The sequence below is a fragment of the Actinotalea sp. JY-7876 genome (assembly GCF_014042015.1).
Classification (GTDB): Bacteria; Actinomycetota; Actinomycetes; order Actinomycetales; family Cellulomonadaceae; genus Actinotalea.
Genome location: NZ_CP059493.1, coordinates 2,742,374 through 2,758,775, shown reverse-complemented (window position 1 = coordinate 2,758,775; position 16,402 = coordinate 2,742,374). Strand labels below are relative to the sequence as shown.

Annotated in this window: 13 protein-coding genes; 8 read left to right on the top strand and 5 right to left on the bottom strand. The window is 77.5% G+C overall.

Translation table 11 applies throughout. The annotated features are described in order from the left end of the window. Positions 1 to 272 precede the first annotated feature (272 nt). Positions 273 to 1,001, top strand: a complete 729-nt coding sequence (locus H2O74_RS12680) for a ferritin-like fold-containing protein (RefSeq protein ID WP_182111909.1) — start codon at positions 273 to 275, stop codon at positions 999 to 1,001. Between the two features lie 15 nt (positions 1,002 to 1,016). Here H2O74_RS12680 and H2O74_RS12675 read toward each other — a convergent pair whose 3' ends face one another. Together H2O74_RS12675 and H2O74_RS12670 are read right to left on the bottom strand one after the other, a co-directional pair. After that, positions 1,017 to 1,247, bottom strand: a complete 231-nt coding sequence (locus tag H2O74_RS12675; RefSeq protein WP_223148400.1) for a DUF3107 domain-containing protein — start codon at positions 1,245 to 1,247, stop codon at positions 1,017 to 1,019. A gap of 122 nt (positions 1,248 to 1,369) precedes the next feature. After that, complete coding sequence (locus H2O74_RS12670; protein ID WP_182111907.1) at positions 1,370 to 2,023, bottom strand: TetR/AcrR family transcriptional regulator; 654 nt, start codon at positions 2,021 to 2,023, stop codon at positions 1,370 to 1,372. A gap of 91 nt (positions 2,024 to 2,114) precedes the next feature. Here H2O74_RS12670 and H2O74_RS12665 point away from each other — a divergent pair, with 91 nt between their 5' ends. Beyond that, positions 2,115 to 3,056 (top strand): DUF3152 domain-containing protein, encoded by a 942-nt coding sequence (locus tag H2O74_RS12665; protein WP_255491620.1) that lies wholly within the window; start codon positions 2,115 to 2,117, stop codon positions 3,054 to 3,056. Between the two features lie 48 nt (positions 3,057 to 3,104). On the opposite strand, the gene H2O74_RS12660 is transcribed toward H2O74_RS12665, so the two are convergent. Next, complete coding sequence (locus H2O74_RS12660) at positions 3,105 to 3,935, bottom strand: class I SAM-dependent methyltransferase (protein ID WP_182111906.1); 831 nt, start codon at positions 3,933 to 3,935, stop codon at positions 3,105 to 3,107. A 115-nt stretch (positions 3,936 to 4,050) separates the two neighbouring features. On the opposite strand from H2O74_RS12660, the gene H2O74_RS12655 reads away from it, so the two are divergent. Together H2O74_RS12655 and H2O74_RS12650 are read left to right on the top strand one after the other, a co-directional pair. Next, complete coding sequence (locus tag H2O74_RS12655; RefSeq protein ID WP_255491619.1) at positions 4,051 to 7,275, top strand: ATP-dependent DNA helicase; 3,225 nt, start codon at positions 4,051 to 4,053, stop codon at positions 7,273 to 7,275. After that, positions 7,272 to 10,631: an ATP-dependent DNA helicase gene (locus tag H2O74_RS12650; RefSeq protein ID WP_182111905.1), complete on the top strand. Its 3,360-nt coding sequence runs from the start codon at positions 7,272 to 7,274 to the stop codon at positions 10,629 to 10,631. The genes H2O74_RS12655 and H2O74_RS12650 overlap by 4 nt, the downstream gene beginning before the upstream one ends. Before the next feature lie 7 nt (positions 10,632 to 10,638). On the opposite strand, the gene H2O74_RS12645 is transcribed toward H2O74_RS12650, so the two are convergent. Continuing rightward, positions 10,639 to 11,937 carry a phosphotransferase gene (locus tag H2O74_RS12645; RefSeq protein WP_182111904.1) on the bottom strand — a complete coding sequence of 433 codons (1,299 nt, stop codon included), beginning with the start codon at positions 11,935 to 11,937 and terminating at the stop codon, positions 10,639 to 10,641. Positions 11,938 to 12,105: 168 nt separating this feature from the next. Between H2O74_RS12645 and nudC the strand changes: the two genes are divergently transcribed. Next, positions 12,106 to 13,077, top strand: a complete 972-nt coding sequence (nudC, locus tag H2O74_RS12640) for an NAD(+) diphosphatase (protein WP_182111903.1) — start codon at positions 12,106 to 12,108, stop codon at positions 13,075 to 13,077. Positions 13,078 to 13,082: 5 nt separating this feature from the next. On the opposite strand, the gene H2O74_RS12635 is transcribed toward nudC, so the two are convergent. Next, positions 13,083 to 13,349 carry a mycoredoxin gene (locus H2O74_RS12635; RefSeq protein ID WP_182111902.1) on the bottom strand — a complete coding sequence of 89 codons (267 nt, stop codon included), beginning with the start codon at positions 13,347 to 13,349 and terminating at the stop codon, positions 13,083 to 13,085. Positions 13,350 to 13,497: 148 nt separating this feature from the next. Here H2O74_RS12635 and H2O74_RS12630 point away from each other — a divergent pair, with 148 nt between their 5' ends. The 3 genes from H2O74_RS12630 to H2O74_RS12620 all read left to right on the top strand — a co-directional run bounded on the left by H2O74_RS12630 (position 13,498) and on the right by H2O74_RS12620 (position 16,339). Continuing rightward, entirely contained in the window at positions 13,498 to 15,492 is a 1,995-nt protein-coding gene (locus tag H2O74_RS12630) for an ATP-dependent helicase (RefSeq protein ID WP_182111901.1), read from the top strand. A 152-nt stretch (positions 15,493 to 15,644) separates the two neighbouring features. Beyond that, on the top strand, positions 15,645 to 15,827 hold the full coding sequence (locus tag H2O74_RS12625) for a hypothetical protein (RefSeq protein WP_182111900.1): 183 nt from the start codon (positions 15,645 to 15,647) through the stop codon (positions 15,825 to 15,827). A gap of 143 nt (positions 15,828 to 15,970) precedes the next feature. Then, the gene (locus H2O74_RS12620; protein WP_255491618.1) at positions 15,971 to 16,339 is read left to right on the top strand and encodes a WhiB family transcriptional regulator; all 369 of its coding nucleotides are present in this window, start codon (positions 15,971 to 15,973) and stop codon (positions 16,337 to 16,339) included. Positions 16,340 to 16,402: the final 63 nt, after the last annotated feature.

Here is a 16,402-nt window from a genome sequence, read left to right as displayed (position 1 = left end):
CGAGGGGCCACACGCATCGGGCGACGTCGCGTCGCACCGGGAGCGGGCCGCGCCGCGGGCGGGGGCCGGCAGCCGATCGTGGAAGGCGCCGCCCTGGCGGGGCGTCGCGCTGCGGTGGTTCGGGGGTGGTTCTCGGGTGCAGCGTGCGCTCGCGGGCGAGGATGTCGGGACGACCGGTCAACCGATGTACGAAGTCATGCTACCGGACATGCCTTGGCGCGCGCCCGGCGCGACGGGGCGGCGCGCCGGGCGCGCGCGGCTAGCCTGGTGCGATGACCATCCCCGTGGCCCCCGATCCCTCAGCGAGCCCGGCGACGGCGGGCTCCGCGATCGCGCAGGACGGCGTCGCGGCAGCCGATCCGGCCTCCGCCGAGAGCACGAACGCGGTGCTCGGGATGATCGCGTACGGCCAGCTCGCGGCGTTCTCGAGGCTGGCGGCCGACGCCGCCCTCGCGCCCGAGCTCTCGCAGCGTCTGCGCCTGAGCCGCCTGGCCGGCCTCGCGCTGCGTCGGCTGGACCGGGTGGCCGAGCGCCTGGAGGAGCTCGGCCACGACCTCGAGCCGGTCATGGCGCCGTTCGCGGGCGTGCTCGTCGAGTTCGACCAGCGCACCGCCCCGGGGACCTGGTGGGAGCGGCTGCTCAAGGGCTACGTCGGCTACGGCGTGGCCGACGACTTCAGCCGGATCGTCGCGCAGCGGCTCGACCCTGACACGCGCGACATGGTGGTCGACGTACTCGCCGACGAGGCGTACGCGGAGCTCGTCGTGGACGCCCTCGCGGCCGCGGCCGCGCAGGACCCGACGCTCGCGTCCCGCCTCGCGCTGTGGGGACGGCGCCTGGTCGGCGAGGCGCTCGGCGTCGTGCAGCGCGTCCTGGCGGACCACCCAGACCTGCGTGGCCTGCTCGAGGTCGGCACACCCGGCGACGCCCAGCAGCGGCTGTTCTCCGCCCTCACGGCCGAGCACAGCCGCCGCATGGAGCGCCTCGGGCTCACGCCCTGAGGTCGGCCGGCCTCGTCAGAGGTTGTGGAAGCCGACCTTGCCCTTCTCGTCGCCGCCGATCTCGACGTAGCCCACCGCGGACGCCGGGACCACGACGCGGCGGCCGCGGGTGTCCGTCAGCTCGACGGGCGCGCCCACCTCGAGCGCCTTGAGCACGCCCTTGACGACGTCGTCCGAGGTCTGGTCGGTCTCCAGCACCAGCTCCCGTGCTACGTGCTGCACACCGATCGTGATCTCCACGCCCATCGCCTCCGTCTGTCGCCGTCGTGCCTGCGTCCTGCCTGCCGTTCATCCTAGGCAGGCCCGGCGGGCTCGGCCCGCCCTGTCCGCGCAGGGCTGATCACGCCGCGCGCCCGGCGGGGCGCCGGTCACGTGCCGGTGGGCTCGGGGGACTCGCGGTCGCGGACCAGGCCCGCGACGCCGCGCCAGGCGAGCTGGGTGACCAGCTCCACGGTGTCCTCGACGCCGACCTCCCGCGAGCGGTAGCGGGTCGTGGCGGCCACCCGGGCCATGCCCACGAGGGCCGAGCTCAGCAGCTCCGCCTGCTCCGGGGGCAGCCCGGCCAGCTCGCGCAGGGCCCGGCAGATCGCGTGCGCGGCGTCCGCGGAGGCCTGCTCGACGCGCGAGCGCACACCGCTGTCCCGGGTCACGTCCGACTCGAACAGCAGGGAGAAGGAGTCGCCGGCGTGCTCCACGAACTCGACGTAGGCCTGGACGATCCCGCGGACGACGGCGCGGCCGTTCTGCTGGTCACCCCGGCCGGCCGTCGCCAGGGCGTCGTCGACGGCGGCCACGAGCGCCTCGCCACGGTGGTCGACGACGGCGAGGTACAGGTCGAGCTTGGACGGGAAGTGGCGGTAGAGCACCGGCTTGCTGACCTCGGCACGCTCGGCGATGTCGTCCATCGAGACGTGGTGATAGCCCTCGCGCGCGAACAGGTCCTGCGCGACGGCGAGCACCTGGGCGCGTCGCGTATCGCGATCCATGCGCGCGGCGCGGGGCCGGTGCCCAGGACTGGTCATCCGCCGATGCTAGCGAGAGGGCTCCCACGCGGCGGGGCCCGGACCTCGGCCGTGGTACCCGGACTCGCCGCCCGGGTGTCACCATGGGTCGGTGCCCTCCCACGTCGACCCGTCGCCCCGGGGCCGCGCCCCGGTGCGCCGCCTGCTCGAGCGCCGCGTGCCGGCGGGCGCACTCGCGGTGGCGGCGCTGCTCGGGCTCGGCGCCGGCGTCGCAACCGGTGCCGTGGCGCAGGGCCCGACGACCGTCGCGGTCGCGCGCGCCCTCGAGCGCGACGTGGTCGGGGCGGACGGACCCTCGACGTCGGAGCCGGCGCCCTCCGCGGAGACCGACCCGACGGGGGTCGCGCGGACGGCCGACGGTGTCGCCGTGCCGCGCGACGTGCCCGCCGCCCCCGCCACCGTGCCGCTGCCCGCGCCCCCGGCGGCCGCCGCCGTGCTCGACCCCAACGCCGTCGACGCCGCGGGTCTCACGCTCGCCGACCGGCAGGCGGGCCTGCTCGCGGCCGCCGTCCCGGAGTCGGCGTCGGGCACGCTCGTCGTCGTGCCGGGGAGCGTGGCCGCGCCGGCACCGGAGCGCCCCGTCCGGACGATCCGCGTGGAGGTCGAGGTCGGTCTGGAGGTCGACGGCGCCCTCTTCGCCGAGACCGTGATGGCGACGCTGAACGACCCGCGCGGGTGGGGCGCCGACGGCTCGGTGACCTTCGCGCGGACGGACGGGCCCGCCGACATCCGCGTGGTCCTCGCCTCGCCGTCGCTGGTCGACGAGATGTGCGCGCCGCTCGAGACCGAGGGCCTCTTCTCGTGCGGCACCCGGGGCCACGCCGTGCTCAACGTCCGGCGCTGGGTGCAGGGGACCGACGAGTTCGCCGACCGCACGACGTACCGGCAGTACCTGGTCAACCACGAGGTAGGCCACCTGCTGGGCAAGCGCCACGTCGAGTGCCCGGCCCCCGGGGCGACGGCGCCGATCATGCAGCAGCAGACGGTCGGCGTCGCGCCCTGCGTCGCCAACGGCTGGCCGTTCCCCGGCTGACCGTTCTCCGGCTGACGCTCCGGCGGCGGGTCCGCGGGCCGGAGCGGATCAGTCCCCGACCCGCTCCAGCACCACCTCGGCGAGGCCCATCTCGACCGGGCCGGTGGGGTGCGCGCCCCCGGCGAGCGCGTCGAGCGCGTCCGTGAGCTCGTCGAGCTCCACGGGGTCGAACGCCGCCGCCGCGTACGGGTCCGTCCGCCACGTGCGCACGTTCATCGCGTGCAGCGCCGCCATCGCGGGCACGGCGGGGCGCAGCGGCACCACGTCCGCGTGCAGGACGCGCGTGCCCGGCGTCGCCCGCGCGAGGTCGGCCAGGCGGGCGCCGATGTCCAGGGCCTGCCCGTGGTGGCGCTGCAGCTGCGCGACGAGCTCGTAGTAGCGCGCGAGCACCGGGTCGGCGGACGACATGTGCGCGGTCTCCTGGGCCAGCAGCCGACCGGCGGGCGCGAGTGCGGAGGTCCACACCGCCAGCGCGCCGCCCGGGTCCGCGAGGTGCGTGAGCAGGAAGCGTGCGAGGGCCAGATCCACCGGTGGCACGGGGAGCGGCGCGACCGTGACGTCGTGCTCCACGATCTCCGCGCCCGCCGGCAGGCCCGCTCGGCCGCGGGCGACGTACTCCGCGGAGCGCTCCAGACCTACGGTGCGTCGCGCGGCGCCGACGTCGTGCAGCAGACGGGTCGTGTGGCCGGGTCCGCACCCCAGGTCGACGGCCAGCCCCGGCGCCTCCGGTCGCCAGCTCGCCAGGAGCGACCGGGTCGGCGGGTCGAAGACCTCGGCCAGCAGGGCGAGCCGTCGTGCCGCCGTCGGCGTGTCCCCGAAGGTGTAGGTGTCGCCGGCGGGCGGCGCGGCCGTCGTCGGTCCGGTGCTGGGGTGCTCCATCCCCGCAGCATGCCCGGCCGGTGCGGTGGGGCGACAGGGAGGACGGACGGTCCGCGGGCGTGGGCCGCCGAGGGGGCGGTCCGGGGTGTCGGTGGCGCGTGATGGGATCGTGCGCGTGACGGTCACCCTGGTTCCCCCGCCGGTCCGCACGGCCGCGCTCGCGCCGGACGCGGACCAGCGGCGTGTCGTCGAGCACCGCGGGCCGGCGCTGCTGGTCCGCGGGGCCGCGGGCACCGGCAAGACGACGACGGCGCTCGCGCTCGTCGCCGAGCGCGTGGCGTCGGGCGAGGTGCGCACCGAGGACGTGCTCGTGCTCGCGCCCACGCGACGCGCCGCGGCGCGCCTGCGCGACGACCTCTCGGCGCGCCTGGGCCGGACCACGGGGCAGCCCGTGGTGCGCACGCCGGCGTCCGCGGCCTTCTCGATCCTGCGCGCGCGTGCCTCGCTCCTCGGTGAGCCCGCGCCGACGTTGATCTCCGGCCCGGAGCAGGACCTCGTCCTGGCGGAGCTGCTCGCGGGTCACGCGGCGGGCGAGGGGGCGCGGGTGGCCTGGCCGGCGCGCGTGCCGGCGGCCGCGGTCGGCCTGCGCGCCTTCCGGGACGAGCTCCGGGACCTGCTGATGCGGGCGGCGGAGCGCGGCCTGCGCCCGGCCGAGCTGGCACGCCTCGGCGAGGAGCACGGGCGGCCCGAGTGGGTCTCGGCCGCCGCCGTCTACGCCGAGTACCTGGACGTCACGCGGCTGCGCTCGGGGACGCCGGACGCCGGCGCCCGGTACGACGCCGCCGTCGTGGTGGACGAGGCCGCCGAGGCCCTCCACGCCTGGGAGCAGGAGGTGCCCGGCGCTCCGCGCCCGTCCTGGCGGCTCGTCGTCGTGGACGACTACCAGGAGACCACGGCGGCCACGGCACGGCTGCTGCACGTCCTGGTCGCCGGCGGCGCCGACCTCGTGCTGCTCGCGGACCCGGACGCCGCCGTCCAGACCTTCCGCGGTGCGACCCCGGGTCTGGCCGAGCGGGCGGGCGCCGCGCCGGGTTCCGGGCTGGGGGCCTTCGGCGCGGACGAGGTGGTGCTCGGGACCGTGTGGCGGCACGGGGGCGCGCTGCGCGACGTGGTGCGTGCGGTGACGCGCGAGATCCGCGGGCCCGGCCGGAGCCAGCGGGCCGCGGCGCCCGCGCCCGGGGCGCACGACGGCGAGGTCACCGTGCGGTTCCTGCGCTCGCCCGCCCAGGAGGCCGCCTACGTCGCGCACGCGCTGCGCTCGGCGCACCTGCACGACGGCGTGGCGTGGAGCCGGATGGCCGTCGTGGTGCGGTCGGGCGGGCAGGTGACCGAGCTCCGCCGCGCCCTGCTGGCGGCCCAGGTGCCCGTCGCCGTCGTGGGCAGCGACGTCGCGCTGCGCGCCGAGCCCGCCGTGCGGCCCCTGCTCCTCGCGCTCGGGGCGGTGCTCAGCCCCCGTGAGCTCGACGCCGAGCTCGCGGCGGAGCTACTGGTCTCGCCGCTGGGCGGGATCGACGCCGTCGGGCTGCGGCGCGTGCGCCGGGCCCTGCGGGCCGAGGAGCTCGCGGGTGGCGGGGACAGGTCGAGCGACGAGCTGCTGGTGGAGGCGCTCGGCGCACCCGAGCGGTCCGCCACCCTGCCGGTGCAGGTGCGTCGCCCGGTGCAGCGCCTCGCGCGCGTGATCGGCGCCGGGCGCGAGGCGGCCGGTGCGGCGGGGGCCGGGGTCCTCGACGTGCTCTGGGCGCTGTGGTCGGCGGCGGACCTCGCGGAGCCGTGGCGCCGGCGGGCGCTCGCGGGCGGGACCGGCGGCGCCCGCGCCGACCGGGACCTGGACGCGGTGCTGGCGCTGTTCAAGGCCGCCGAGCAGTTCGTCGACCGCCTGCCGATGGCGCCCCCGACCGCGTTCCTCGACCACCTGCGCGCGCAGGACCTGCCGGCGGACTCGCTCGCGGCCCAGGGCGACGTCCAGGAGTCCGTGCCCGTCCTGACGGCGGCGGCAGCCGCGGGCGGTGAGTGGGACGTCTGCGTCGTCGCGGGCGTCCAGGAGGGGATCTGGCCGGACCTGCGGCTGCGCGACTCGCTGCTCGGTGCCCAGCACCTGGTCGAGCTCCTCGCGGGCCGGGCGGTCCCTGCCGCCTCGGCCGCCGCCCCCGGTGCCTCCGTGCCGGCGGTCTCGGCCGAGGCCCGCGCGGCGGTGCTCGACGACGAGCTTCGGGCCTTCGCCGTGGCCGTGTCGCGCGCGCGGCGGCGCCTGCTCGTGACCGCCGTCCAGGACACCGACCACCAGCCCTCGGGGCTGCTGGACCTCCTGGGCCCCGACCCGGCCGAGGGCGCCGGCGACCCGCGGCTCGTAGCCGTGCCGCCGCCGCTCGACCTGCGCGCGGTGGTCGCGCGCTGCCGCGCGACGCTCGAGGGCGCGGCGCTGGCCCGCCCGCTCGCGGAGCCGGCGCTCGCGGACCACCCGGCCGCGGCGCTCCTGCGCCGGCTGGCCGCGGAGGGCGTGCCCGGTGCGGACCCGGCCCAGTGGTACGGCGTGTGCGAGCCATCCACGTCGGCGCCCCTGTGGCCGGCCGACGGGCCGGTCCCGCTCTCGCCGTCGAAGATCGAGTCGGCGGCGACCTGCGCCCTGCGGTGGGCGCTCGAGGCGGCCGGCGGCACCGCCGCCGACTCCGGCGAGCAGTCCCTGGGCACCCTCGTCCACGCCGTCGCGGCCGCGCTGCCCCGGGGCGATGAGGCCGAGCTCGCCGCGCTCCTCGACGAGCGCTGGGGCGAGCTGCGCCTGGGCGACGGCTGGGTCGGCTCCGTCCAGCGCCGCCGTGCGGACGCCATGGTCCGGCACCTGGCGCGGTACCTGCGCGACGCCGGTGACGTGGTGGCGGTCGAGGAGCCGTTCGAGGCGCGCGTGGGCCGGGTGCTCCTGCGCGGCACGGTCGACCGTCTCGAACGCGTGCCCGCGGACGACGAGGGCCCGGACCGGGTGCGGGTCGTCGACCTGAAGACCGGCCGCGCGACCGTCTCGGCGGACGCCGCCGGGCGGCACGCGCAGCTCGGGGCCTACCAGGAGGCCGTGGCCGCCGGCGCCTTCGCCGAGCGGGTCGGCCAGGCGCGTCCCGGCGGTGCGGCCCTGGTGTACGTCGGCACCACGCAGAAGAGCCCACCCGTGCGCGAGCAGGCGGCGCCGGAGCGCGACGCCGAGCCCGACTGGGCCCGGCGCCTCCTCGACGACGTCGCCACGACGGTCAGCGCGTCGGCGATGGCGGCCACGACCAACGACCTGTGCCGGCGCTGCCCGGTGGCGCGCTCGTGCCCCGCCCAGCCCGAGGGGCGGGTGGTGGGCGCATGACGCTCACGGAGCTCGCGGCGGACGCCGGGGCCGTGCCGGCCGGTGGGCCCGCCGAGGCGCCCGTGCGGCTCGGCGCCGCCGACGTCGCGCGGATGCTCGGCCTGCCCGAGCCGACACCCGAGCAGGTCGCCGTCATCGAGGCGCCGCTGGAGCCGTTGCTCGTCGTGGCCGGGGCGGGGTCGGGCAAGACGGAGACGATGTCGGCGCGGGTGGTCCACCTCATCGCGAACGGCCTCGTGCAGCCCGACCAGGTGCTCGGCCTGACCTTCACGCGCAAGGCGGCGGGGGAGCTGTCCGAGCGGGTCCGGCGCCGGCTGCGGGCGCTGCGGCTGGTCTCGCGCCGCGACCTGGACCAGCCCACGCTCGTCGTGCCGACGATCTCGACGTACAACTCCTACGCGGCCGGGCTCGTGGGCGACCACGCGCTCCGCCTCGGCATCGAGCCGTCGTCGCGCCTGCTCGGCGAGGCGGCGCGGTGGCAGCTCGCGCACGACGTCGTCGAGCACTGGGCCGGTGACCTGGACGTGGACCTCGCGCCGTCGACCGTCACGGCCGCCGTCCTCGACCTCGCGGGCGGGCTCGCCGAGCACCTCGTGGAGCCGGACCGGCTGCGCGACGAGGCGGCGCGGCTGGTCGACCGCCTCGCGGCGCTGCCGCCGGGCACGGCCCGCGCCAAGGACGAGAAGCTCGTGCGGGAGGTCGGCGCCTCGCTGGCCCTGCGCGCCCGGCTCGTCGACCTCGTCGAGGAGTTCACCGCGCGCAAGCGCGAGGGCGACCTCGTCGACTTCGCCGACCAGGTGGCCCTCGCCGCGCGCCTGGCCCGCGAGGTCCCCGACGTGGGCGCCGGTGAGCGGGCGCGCTTCGCCGTCGTGCTCCTGGACGAGTACCAGGACACCTCGGTGGCGCAGCTCAGCCTCCTGCGGCACCTCTTCGGCGGCGCTGGCGACGGCCTCGGGCACCCGGTCACCGCCGTCGGCGACCCCCACCAGTCGATCTACGGCTGGCGCGGCGCGAGCGCCGGGGGGCTCGAGCGCTTCCCGCTGGACTTCCCCCTGCGATCGGGGCCCGACGGCCCGGTCCCCGCGGCCCACCGCGCCCTGTCGACGTCGTGGCGCAACGACGAGCAGGTGCTGCGCGTCGCCAACGCGACGGCGGCCCCCCTGCGCGCGGCCGCGGAGCGGGGCGCCGGGGTGAGCCTGCCCGAGCTGCGGGCCCGGCCGGGCGCGGGCGCCGGTGAGGTCGTCGCCGCGTACCTGGAGACGATCGAGGACGAGGCGCGCGCGGTCGCGGAGTTCGTGCGCGAGCGACGGACCCGCCCCGACGACGGCACCGGGACCGCGGAGCCGCGGACGGCCGCGGTGCTGTGCCGCAAGCGCTCGCAGTTCGCGCCGCTGCAGGCGGCCCTGCTCGACGCCGGGCTGCCGGTCGAGGTGGTGGGCCTGGGCGGGCTGCTCAGCGCGCCCGAGGTGGTCGACCTGGTGGCGGCCCTGGAGGCGGCGCACGACCCGTCACGCGGCGACTCGCTGATGCGGCTGCTCACCGGCCCGCGGGCCCGGCTCGGCCTGGCGGACCTGCACGCGCTCGGCGACTGGTCGCGCGAGGCGGGCCAGGACCAGCACCCGCGGCAGGGACGCGGCACGAGCGGTCCCGACGTCCTCGACGAGCGGAGCATCGTCGACGCGCTCGACGCCCTGCCCCCCGCCGGCTGGGTGAGCCGTCGCGGACGCGAGCTGTCGGCGCCGGGTCGGGCGCGCCTGGCCGACCTCGGCACGCTGCTCCGGGCGCTGCGCGGGCTGACCTTCCTGCCGGTGGTCGACCTGGTCGCCGAGGCTGAGCGCCTGCTCGGGCTGGACATCGAGGTCGCGGCGCGCCCGGGCATCGCACCCGGCACCGCCCGGGCCAACCTCGACGCCTTCCGCTCGGTCGCTGCCGGGTTCAGCGACACGGAGGGCGGGACGCTGGGCGCGTTCCTCGCGTGGCTCGACGCGGCCCAGCGCGAGGAGCGCGGGCTGGAGGCCCCGGTCGGCGACATGGACCCCGGCGCGGTCCAGCTCCTGACCGTGCACGCCTCGAAGGGGCTCGAGTGGGACGTCGTGGCGGTGCCCGGCATGGTCGCGAAGACGTTCCCCATGAGCCCGCGCACGTCCGGCTGGGTCAAGGACCGCGGGGCCCTGCCGACGAGCCTGCGCGGCGACCGAGACAGCCTGCCGGACGTCGAGCTCTCGGTGGCGACGGACCGTCGTGACGCCGCGGAGCGGATCGAGCAGTACGTCGCCGACCACGGGGCCCACCAGCTGGACGAGGAGCGGCGGCTCGCGTATGTCGCCCTCACCCGCGCGCGGCGGCACCTGTTCGTGTCCGGGTCCGTGTGGCGCGACGCGCAGCGCCCGACGCCGCCGTCGGTGTTCCTCACCGAGGTGGTCGAGACCGTCGGTCCCGGTTGTGTCCTCGAGTGGGCGCCCGACCCGGCCGCGCCCGACGAGGACGGCGTGCCGCGCACGCCGCAGAAGCCGCCGCCGCCGGTCGCCGCCGCGCCGACGTGGCCCTCACCCGCGCCGTTCGGGGAGCGGCGGCACGCCGCCCTGGCGGCGGCCGCGGCGGCGGTGCGGTCCGGCGGCGGCGAGGGTCCGGCGCTCGGGACCGGTGCCGCGGGCCAGAGCGGTGCGCGTCCCGCCTCGGAGCTCGAGCAGACCGTGGAGCTGCTGCTCGAGGAGCGGCGCCGGGGCCGGGCGGAGCAGTCGGGCGTCGCCCTTCCCGCGCACCTGTCGGCGTCCGCCCTGGTCCGCCTCGCGGCTGACCGCGACGCGTTCGCGCTCCAGCTGCGCCGACCCGTGCCGCTCGCGCCGTCGACCCACGCCCGGCGGGGGACCGCGTTCCACGCCTGGGTCGAGCGGTACTACGGGCGCGCGGCCCTGGTCGACGTCGACGCGCTGCCCGGGGCTGGCGACGAGGCCGCCGACGTGCTCGACCTGGCCGCGCTGCAGGAGGCGTTCCTCGCGTCACCGTGGGCGTCGCGCACGCCGTCTGCGGTCGAGGTGGACGTCGAGACGCCCGTCGGCGGCGTCGTGCTGCGCTCGCGCATCGACGCTGTCTTCCCCGAGCCGGACGGCGGCGTGGTGGTGGTCGACTGGAAGACCGGCCGGCCGCCCGCCGACGCCGCGGGCGCTGCGGCGCGTGAGCTGCAGCTCGCCGTCTACCGCCTCGCGTGGTCGCGGTGGACCGGCAAGCCCCTCGACCGGGTGCGCGCGGCGTTCTTCTACGTCGCGGCGGGGGTCACGGTCCGCCCCGAGCGGCTGCTGGGCGCCGAGGAGCTCGAGTCGCTGCTGCGGGGCGGGGGTGGTGCGCCCTCCGCCTGAGACGGGGTCAGGCCGAGCCGGGCGACCGGACGTCGTCCTCGTCCGCGCCGGGGGCCGGGTCCTCGGGCTGCTCGCTTCCGGCCGGCGCGCTGCCGGTCTGCTCGCCGTCGGCCTGCTCGCCGTCGGGCTCGCCCGGCGCGTCGGCGGGGGCGTCATCCGGGGATGCGTCGTCGCCGGCGGCCTGCGGCTCGTCCGTGGCGTCGTCGCGCGCCCGACGCGCGTCGGCGTCGTCCGCACCGTCCTCGCTCACGTCCGCCTCGTCCTCGCTCGCGTCGCCGTCGACCACGGCCTCGTCGCGCTCTGCGTCGTGCGGCTCCGCCGCGTCGTCGGGCCCGTCGGTGGCCGTCCAGCCGGGGGCCACGGCCGGCGCGGGCACCTCGACGACGGGGGAGACCTCGGCGGTGTGCGCGGCGAGGTCGTCGAGCATGGCGGTGGCGTCGTCCACGATGGCCGCGTCGTCCGAGCGCACGCCGTGGAGCAGCCACCGTGCCAGGGCCAGCTCGCCGGCGAGCAGCGCCCGCGCGGCGAGGTTGCGGTCGGTGAGCTCGGTCCGGCGCAGGTTGTACGCCTCGAGGATCGGGTCGACGCCCTCCTGCGGCGCCGCCACGAGCAGCCAGGCGAGGTCGTCGGCGGGGTCGGCGACCTTCGCCTCCGACCAGCCGAGGATGCCCGCCGCCTCGTCGCCGCGGCACAGCACGTGCTCGGCGGACAGGTCGCCGTGGACGACGGTCGGCCGGAAGCGCCACATCCCGACGTCCTCGAGCGCACGCTCCCAGCGCCGCAGCAGCGACGTCGGCACGTGGCCGGTCCGGGCGGCCTCGTCGACCTCGGCGAGCCGGCGTCGGCGGTAGTCCTCCGCCTCGTACACCGGCAGCCCTGCGTCCTCCACCACGCTCGTGGGCAGCTCGTGCAGGGACGCCACCGCGCGCCCGACGGAGGCGGCCAGGCCGGGGCCGGGGCCGAGCCGCTCGAGGCGCAGGGGCCGGCCCGGCAGCTGCGCGTGCACGAAGGCGCGTCCCCCCTCGGGCAGGTGTGCCGATCCGACGGTCCGCGGCACGTCGAACGGGAGGTCGCCGGCGTCCACGTGGCGCACGAGCGTCTCGAGCAGCGCCACCTCGGCCTCGAGCGCGGCCCCGGCGCCCGGGGTCGCGGGCGCGCGGACGACCCAGCGCCGGCCCGTCGCGTCGATGACGACGGCGGTGTCCACGCCGGCCGCGGGGTGGGCGGCCCGCCGCACGTCGAACGCGTCCAGGCCGGGCACAGCGACGGTGGCGAGAGCCGCGAGGGCGAGCGGAGAGCGTGGCACGGCCCCACGGTAGGCGCACCGCGCGGCGGCGGCGACGTGCCGTGCCGCGTGTCACCGAGCGGACGGGACCCGGACGGCACCCGGACGTGACCGGCTGCGGACCGGCGCCACCCGGGACCCGCCCGGCCCGACCGCGTGGGCCGGGCCGGGCGCCCGTACCGTGGACCGGTGGACTGGACGCGGCTGCCCCTCGCTCGCACCGACCTGGAGCGGGCGGCGCACCGGCGCGCCGAGCCGGACCTGCTCGCCGTGCTGGGGTCCGAGCCGTCGACCCGCGTCCTGCTGCTCGCGGACGGGCGCCTCGCCACGCGGCCGACGCCCACCGGTGCCGAGCTCGACCTCGTCTCCCCGCGGGAGGCGGACGCCGTCCTCGCGGACCGACCCGTGGGCGCCGGGGCCCCCCTGGTCATGTTCCTCGGCGAGGACGGGGTGAGCGCCTACCTCGCGTACGCGGTCGACGAGGTCCCGGGCGGCGGGGTGGACCTCGAGGGTGTTCCCACGGGCGGCGCGGGCACCGCCGGCGCGTCGCGGCAGTGGTCCACGCTGCGCGACGTCGGCCACGTCCTGCCGGACCGCGACGCCGGCCTCGCCGCGGCCGCGGTCGGGCTCGCGGCGTGGCACGAGCGGCACCCGAGGTGCCCGCGGTGCGGCGCCGTCACCCAGCCGTCGGCGGCGGGCTGGACCCGCACGTGCACGGCCGACGGCACCGACCACTACCCGCGGACCGACCCGGCGGTGATCATGGCGGTGCTCGACGGCGACGACCGGCTGCTGCTCGGGCACGCGGCGCACTGGCCCGAGCGTCGCTTCTCGACGCTCGCGGGCTACGTCGAGCCGGGGGAGTCGCTCGAGGCCGCGGTGCGCCGTGAGGTCCACGAGGAGGTCGGCGTGCGCGTGGGCGAGGTGACCTACCGGGGCAGCCAGCCGTGGCCGTTCCCGGCCTCGCTGATGCTCGCCTTCACGGCGCGCGCCACGTCCACGGCCATCGAGGTCGACGGCGTCGAGGTGACGCAGGCCAGGTGGTTCACGCGGGAGGAGCTCGCCGCCGCCGTCGCCGACGGCGAGGTGCTGCTCCCGATGCGCACGTCCGTGGCCCGCGCGCTCATCGAGGACTGGTTCGGCGGCCCGCTGGAGGCCTGACGGACTCAGACGGCGAGGCGCTGCTGCACCTCGGCGAGGGAGGGGTTCGTGGCGGCGCTGCCGTCCGGGAACAGCAGGGTCGGCACCGTCTGGTTGCCGCCGTTGACCTTCTCGACGAACTCGGCCGCGCCGGGCGTCTCCTCGATGTTGACCTCGGAGTAGCGCACGCCCGCGGAGTCCATCTGCGACTTCAGGCGCCGGCAGTAGCCGCACCACGTCGTGGTGAACATCGTCACGGTGCCCTCGGCCGGCAGTGCTGTCGCGTCGGTCATCGGTTCTCCTTCTCGTCGCTGTCCGGCTCGGCGGGGGCCGGCCGCTCCGGGCCGGCGCGTGCACCGTCCCTCCCGCCAACCATCATCGCCGCCCGGGGCTTCCCGTTCGCGTCGGGACGTGTCGGCGGCGGCTGAGAGACTGCGGGTGATGTCCGCCGACCAGCTCCTCGACGCCCTCGACCCCGACCAGCGAGAGGTGGCCCTCGCGCTCACCGGTCCCGTGTGCGTGCTCGCGGGCGCCGGCACGGGCAAGACCCGTGCCATCACCCACCGCATCGCCTACGGCGTCCGCACCGGCACCTACGCGCCCTCGAGCGTCCTCGCGGTGACGTTCACCGCGCGCGCCGCGGGCGAGATGCGCACCCGGCTGCGCGGGCTCGGCGTCGCCGGGGTCCAGGCCCGCACGTTCCACGCCGCCGCGCTGCGGCAGCTGTCGTTCTTCTGGCCCCAGGTGGTCGGCGGGGCGCCGCCGCGGATCCTCGAGCACAAGGCGCCCGTCGTCGCCGAGGCCGCGACGCGCCTCGGCCTGGGCGTCGACCGGCTCAGCGTGCGGGACCTGGCCTCGGAGATCGAGTGGTCCAAGGTGAGCCTCGTCGCGGCCGACGACTACGTGCGCGCCGCGTCCGCGACCGGGCGGCCCGCCCCCGCGGGCTACGACCGCGCCACCGTGGCCCGCCTCATCGCCGCGTACGAGGACGCGAAGGACGCCCGGGGTGTCATCGACTTCGAGGACGTCCTGACGATGCTCGGCCACGTGCTCGAGAGCCGGCGCGACATCGCCGAGACGGTGCGCGCGCAGTACCGCCACTTCGTCGTCGACGAGTACCAGGACGTCTCGCCCGCGCAGCAGTACCTGCTCGACCAGTGGCTGGGGGGACGCACCGAGATCTGCGTCGTCGGGGACCCGAGCCAGACCATCTACTCCTTCACGGGCGCGACGCCGCACCACCTGCTCACCTTCGGTCAGCGGTACGCGGGCGCCACGGTCGTGCGCCTGGTGCGCGACTACCGCTCCACGCCGCAGGTCGTCGACGTCGCGAACCGGCTCCTCGCCTCGACCGGCCGCCGCCGCGGCAGCGGGCTGGAGCTCATCGCCCAGCGCCCGTCCGGGCCGCCGGTCGGCTTCACCGCGTACGACGACGACGAGGCCGAGGCCCGCGGCGTGGCCGCCCGGGTGGGCCGCCTGATCGCCGCCGGCACACCGGCGCGCGAGATCGCCGTCCTGTACCGGACGAACGCGCAGTCGGAGGCCTTCGAGCAGGCCATGGCCGACGCTGGCATCGGGTACCTCGTGCGGGGCGGCGAGCGGTTCTTCGGCCGCAAGGAGGTGCGCGACGCGCTCGTGCTGCTCCGCGGCGCCGCGCGCTCGACGGCCGACATCCCGATGCCCGAGGCCGTGCGCGACGTCCTGGCCTCCGCCGGGTGGAGCCCCGACCCGCCGGCCGCGCGCGGCGCGGTGCGCGAGCGGTGGGACTCGCTGCAGGCGCTCGTCGCGCTCGCCGACGAGCTGGCCGCCGCGGCTCCGCAGGGCCGCACCCCCTCGCTCGTCGACCTCGTCGCCGAGCTCGACGAGCGCGCCGCCGCCCAGCACGCACCCGCGGTGGACGGGGTGACGCTCGCGTCCCTGCACGCGGCCAAGGGCCTGGAGTGGGACGCGGTGTTCCTCGCCGGGCTCAGCGAGGGCCTGATGCCGATCTCGCTCGCCGAGACGGACGAGGCCGTCGCGGAGGAGCGCCGCCTGCTGTACGTCGGCGTCACCCGGGCCCGCGAGCAGCTCGAGCTGAGCTTCGCGCGCGCGCGGCACCCGGGCGGACGCGCGGGCCGCCGCCGGACGCGCTTCCTCGACGGCATCTGGCCCGACGGCGACGCGCGCCGCCGCACGGGTGCCGCGGCCCTCCGGGCGACCGGCGCGCTCGGTGACCAGGACCCGGTGCTCGTCGCGGCGCTGCGCGAGTGGCGCGAGGCAGCCGCGGCCGAGGCGGACCGTCCCGTCTGGACCGTGCTCGCCGACGCGACGCTGGCGGGCATCGCCGAGCTGCGACCGTCGACTGTGGGCGAGCTGTCCCGGGTGCGCGGCATCGGCCCGGCCAAGATCGACAAGTACGGTCCGGCCCTGCTGGAGATCGTCGCGCGGCACCGCTGACGGCGCCCGCCGCACGGGTGGCGGAAGGTCGTCGAAACTCGTGGGAATAATCGGTTGTGGCGCCTCGCGGCGCGGCTCTAGGGTTCTCGAGTCCTTGTTGGAGGCACGGCCGAAGAGGCCGGGGCCTGAGTCGAGAGGAGGTGGGTGCACTGATGGACACGATGACCGTGGTGACGTTCGATCTCGCCGAGCGCTCTCTGCCGCGTCCCGCCGCGCCCGCCTTCGCCCCGATCCAGGGGACAGGTGTGCGCGCTGCCGGCGGCCTCGGCCGGCGACTTCGCGGGCGCACCCCGTCCACCGAGCCCGACTCCCACCCGGGGGCATGCCTGGTCTGATCGACCAGACGCCTCACCGGCCGCGGAGTCCATCTCGGGACCCGCGGCCTTCTTCATGTCCTTCCGCTCCGGGCGGTCGGCGAAGGTCCACGGTCCCCGCACCGAACGACCAGCTGATCAGACTCCGGACCAGGAGGACCACCGTGCGGCTCACCTCGCTGCTCGACACCCTGAACGACAGCGGATCCGGCCCGTGGCCCGAGACCCGCCGTACCGACCGACCGAGCCCGACGGCTCCCACCGACGCCGAGACCTTCGACCAGCTGGTCGCCACCCTCATCCCGTGCCGCGAGAACGACGCCGAGCTCTGGTTCGCCGAGTCGACCGCGCAGGTGGAGGCGGCCAAGGCGCTGTGCCGGCAGTGCCCCTTGCGCGCCGGGTGCCTGGAGGGTGCGATCGCCCGCCGGGAGCCCTGGGGCGTCTGGGGTGGTGAGGTCTTCGTCGGCGGCGTCGTCGTGCCGCGCAAACGCGGCCGTGGCCGTCCGCGCAAGGACGAGACCTCGGCGGCCTGACCACCCGCTCCCTCCGAGCCAGGCCCCCGGCAGCACGCTGCCGGGGGCCTCGGCGTCCCGGGC

Bases quoted from the DNA above. Each gene is read 5' to 3' on its own strand.
- H2O74_RS12680 (WP_182111909.1), top strand. From the start codon at position 273: ATGACCATCCCCGTGGCCCCCGATCCCTCAGCGAGCCCGGCGACGGCG.
- H2O74_RS12675 (WP_223148400.1), bottom strand. From the start codon at position 1,247: ATGGGCGTGGAGATCACGATCGGTGTGCAGCACGTAGCACGGGAGCTG.
- H2O74_RS12670 (WP_182111907.1), bottom strand. From the start codon at position 2,023: ATGACCAGTCCTGGGCACCGGCCCCGCGCCGCGCGCATGGATCGCGAT.
- H2O74_RS12660 (WP_182111906.1), bottom strand. From the start codon at position 3,935: ATGGAGCACCCCAGCACCGGACCGACGACGGCCGCGCCGCCCGCCGGC.
- H2O74_RS12650 (WP_182111905.1), top strand. From the start codon at position 7,272: ATGACGCTCACGGAGCTCGCGGCGGACGCCGGGGCCGTGCCGGCCGGT.
- H2O74_RS12635 (WP_182111902.1), bottom strand. From the start codon at position 13,349: ATGACCGACGCGACAGCACTGCCGGCCGAGGGCACCGTGACGATGTTC.
- H2O74_RS12630 (WP_182111901.1), top strand. From the start codon at position 13,498: ATGTCCGCCGACCAGCTCCTCGACGCCCTCGACCCCGACCAGCGAGAG.
- H2O74_RS12625 (WP_182111900.1), top strand. From the start codon at position 15,645: ATGGACACGATGACCGTGGTGACGTTCGATCTCGCCGAGCGCTCTCTG.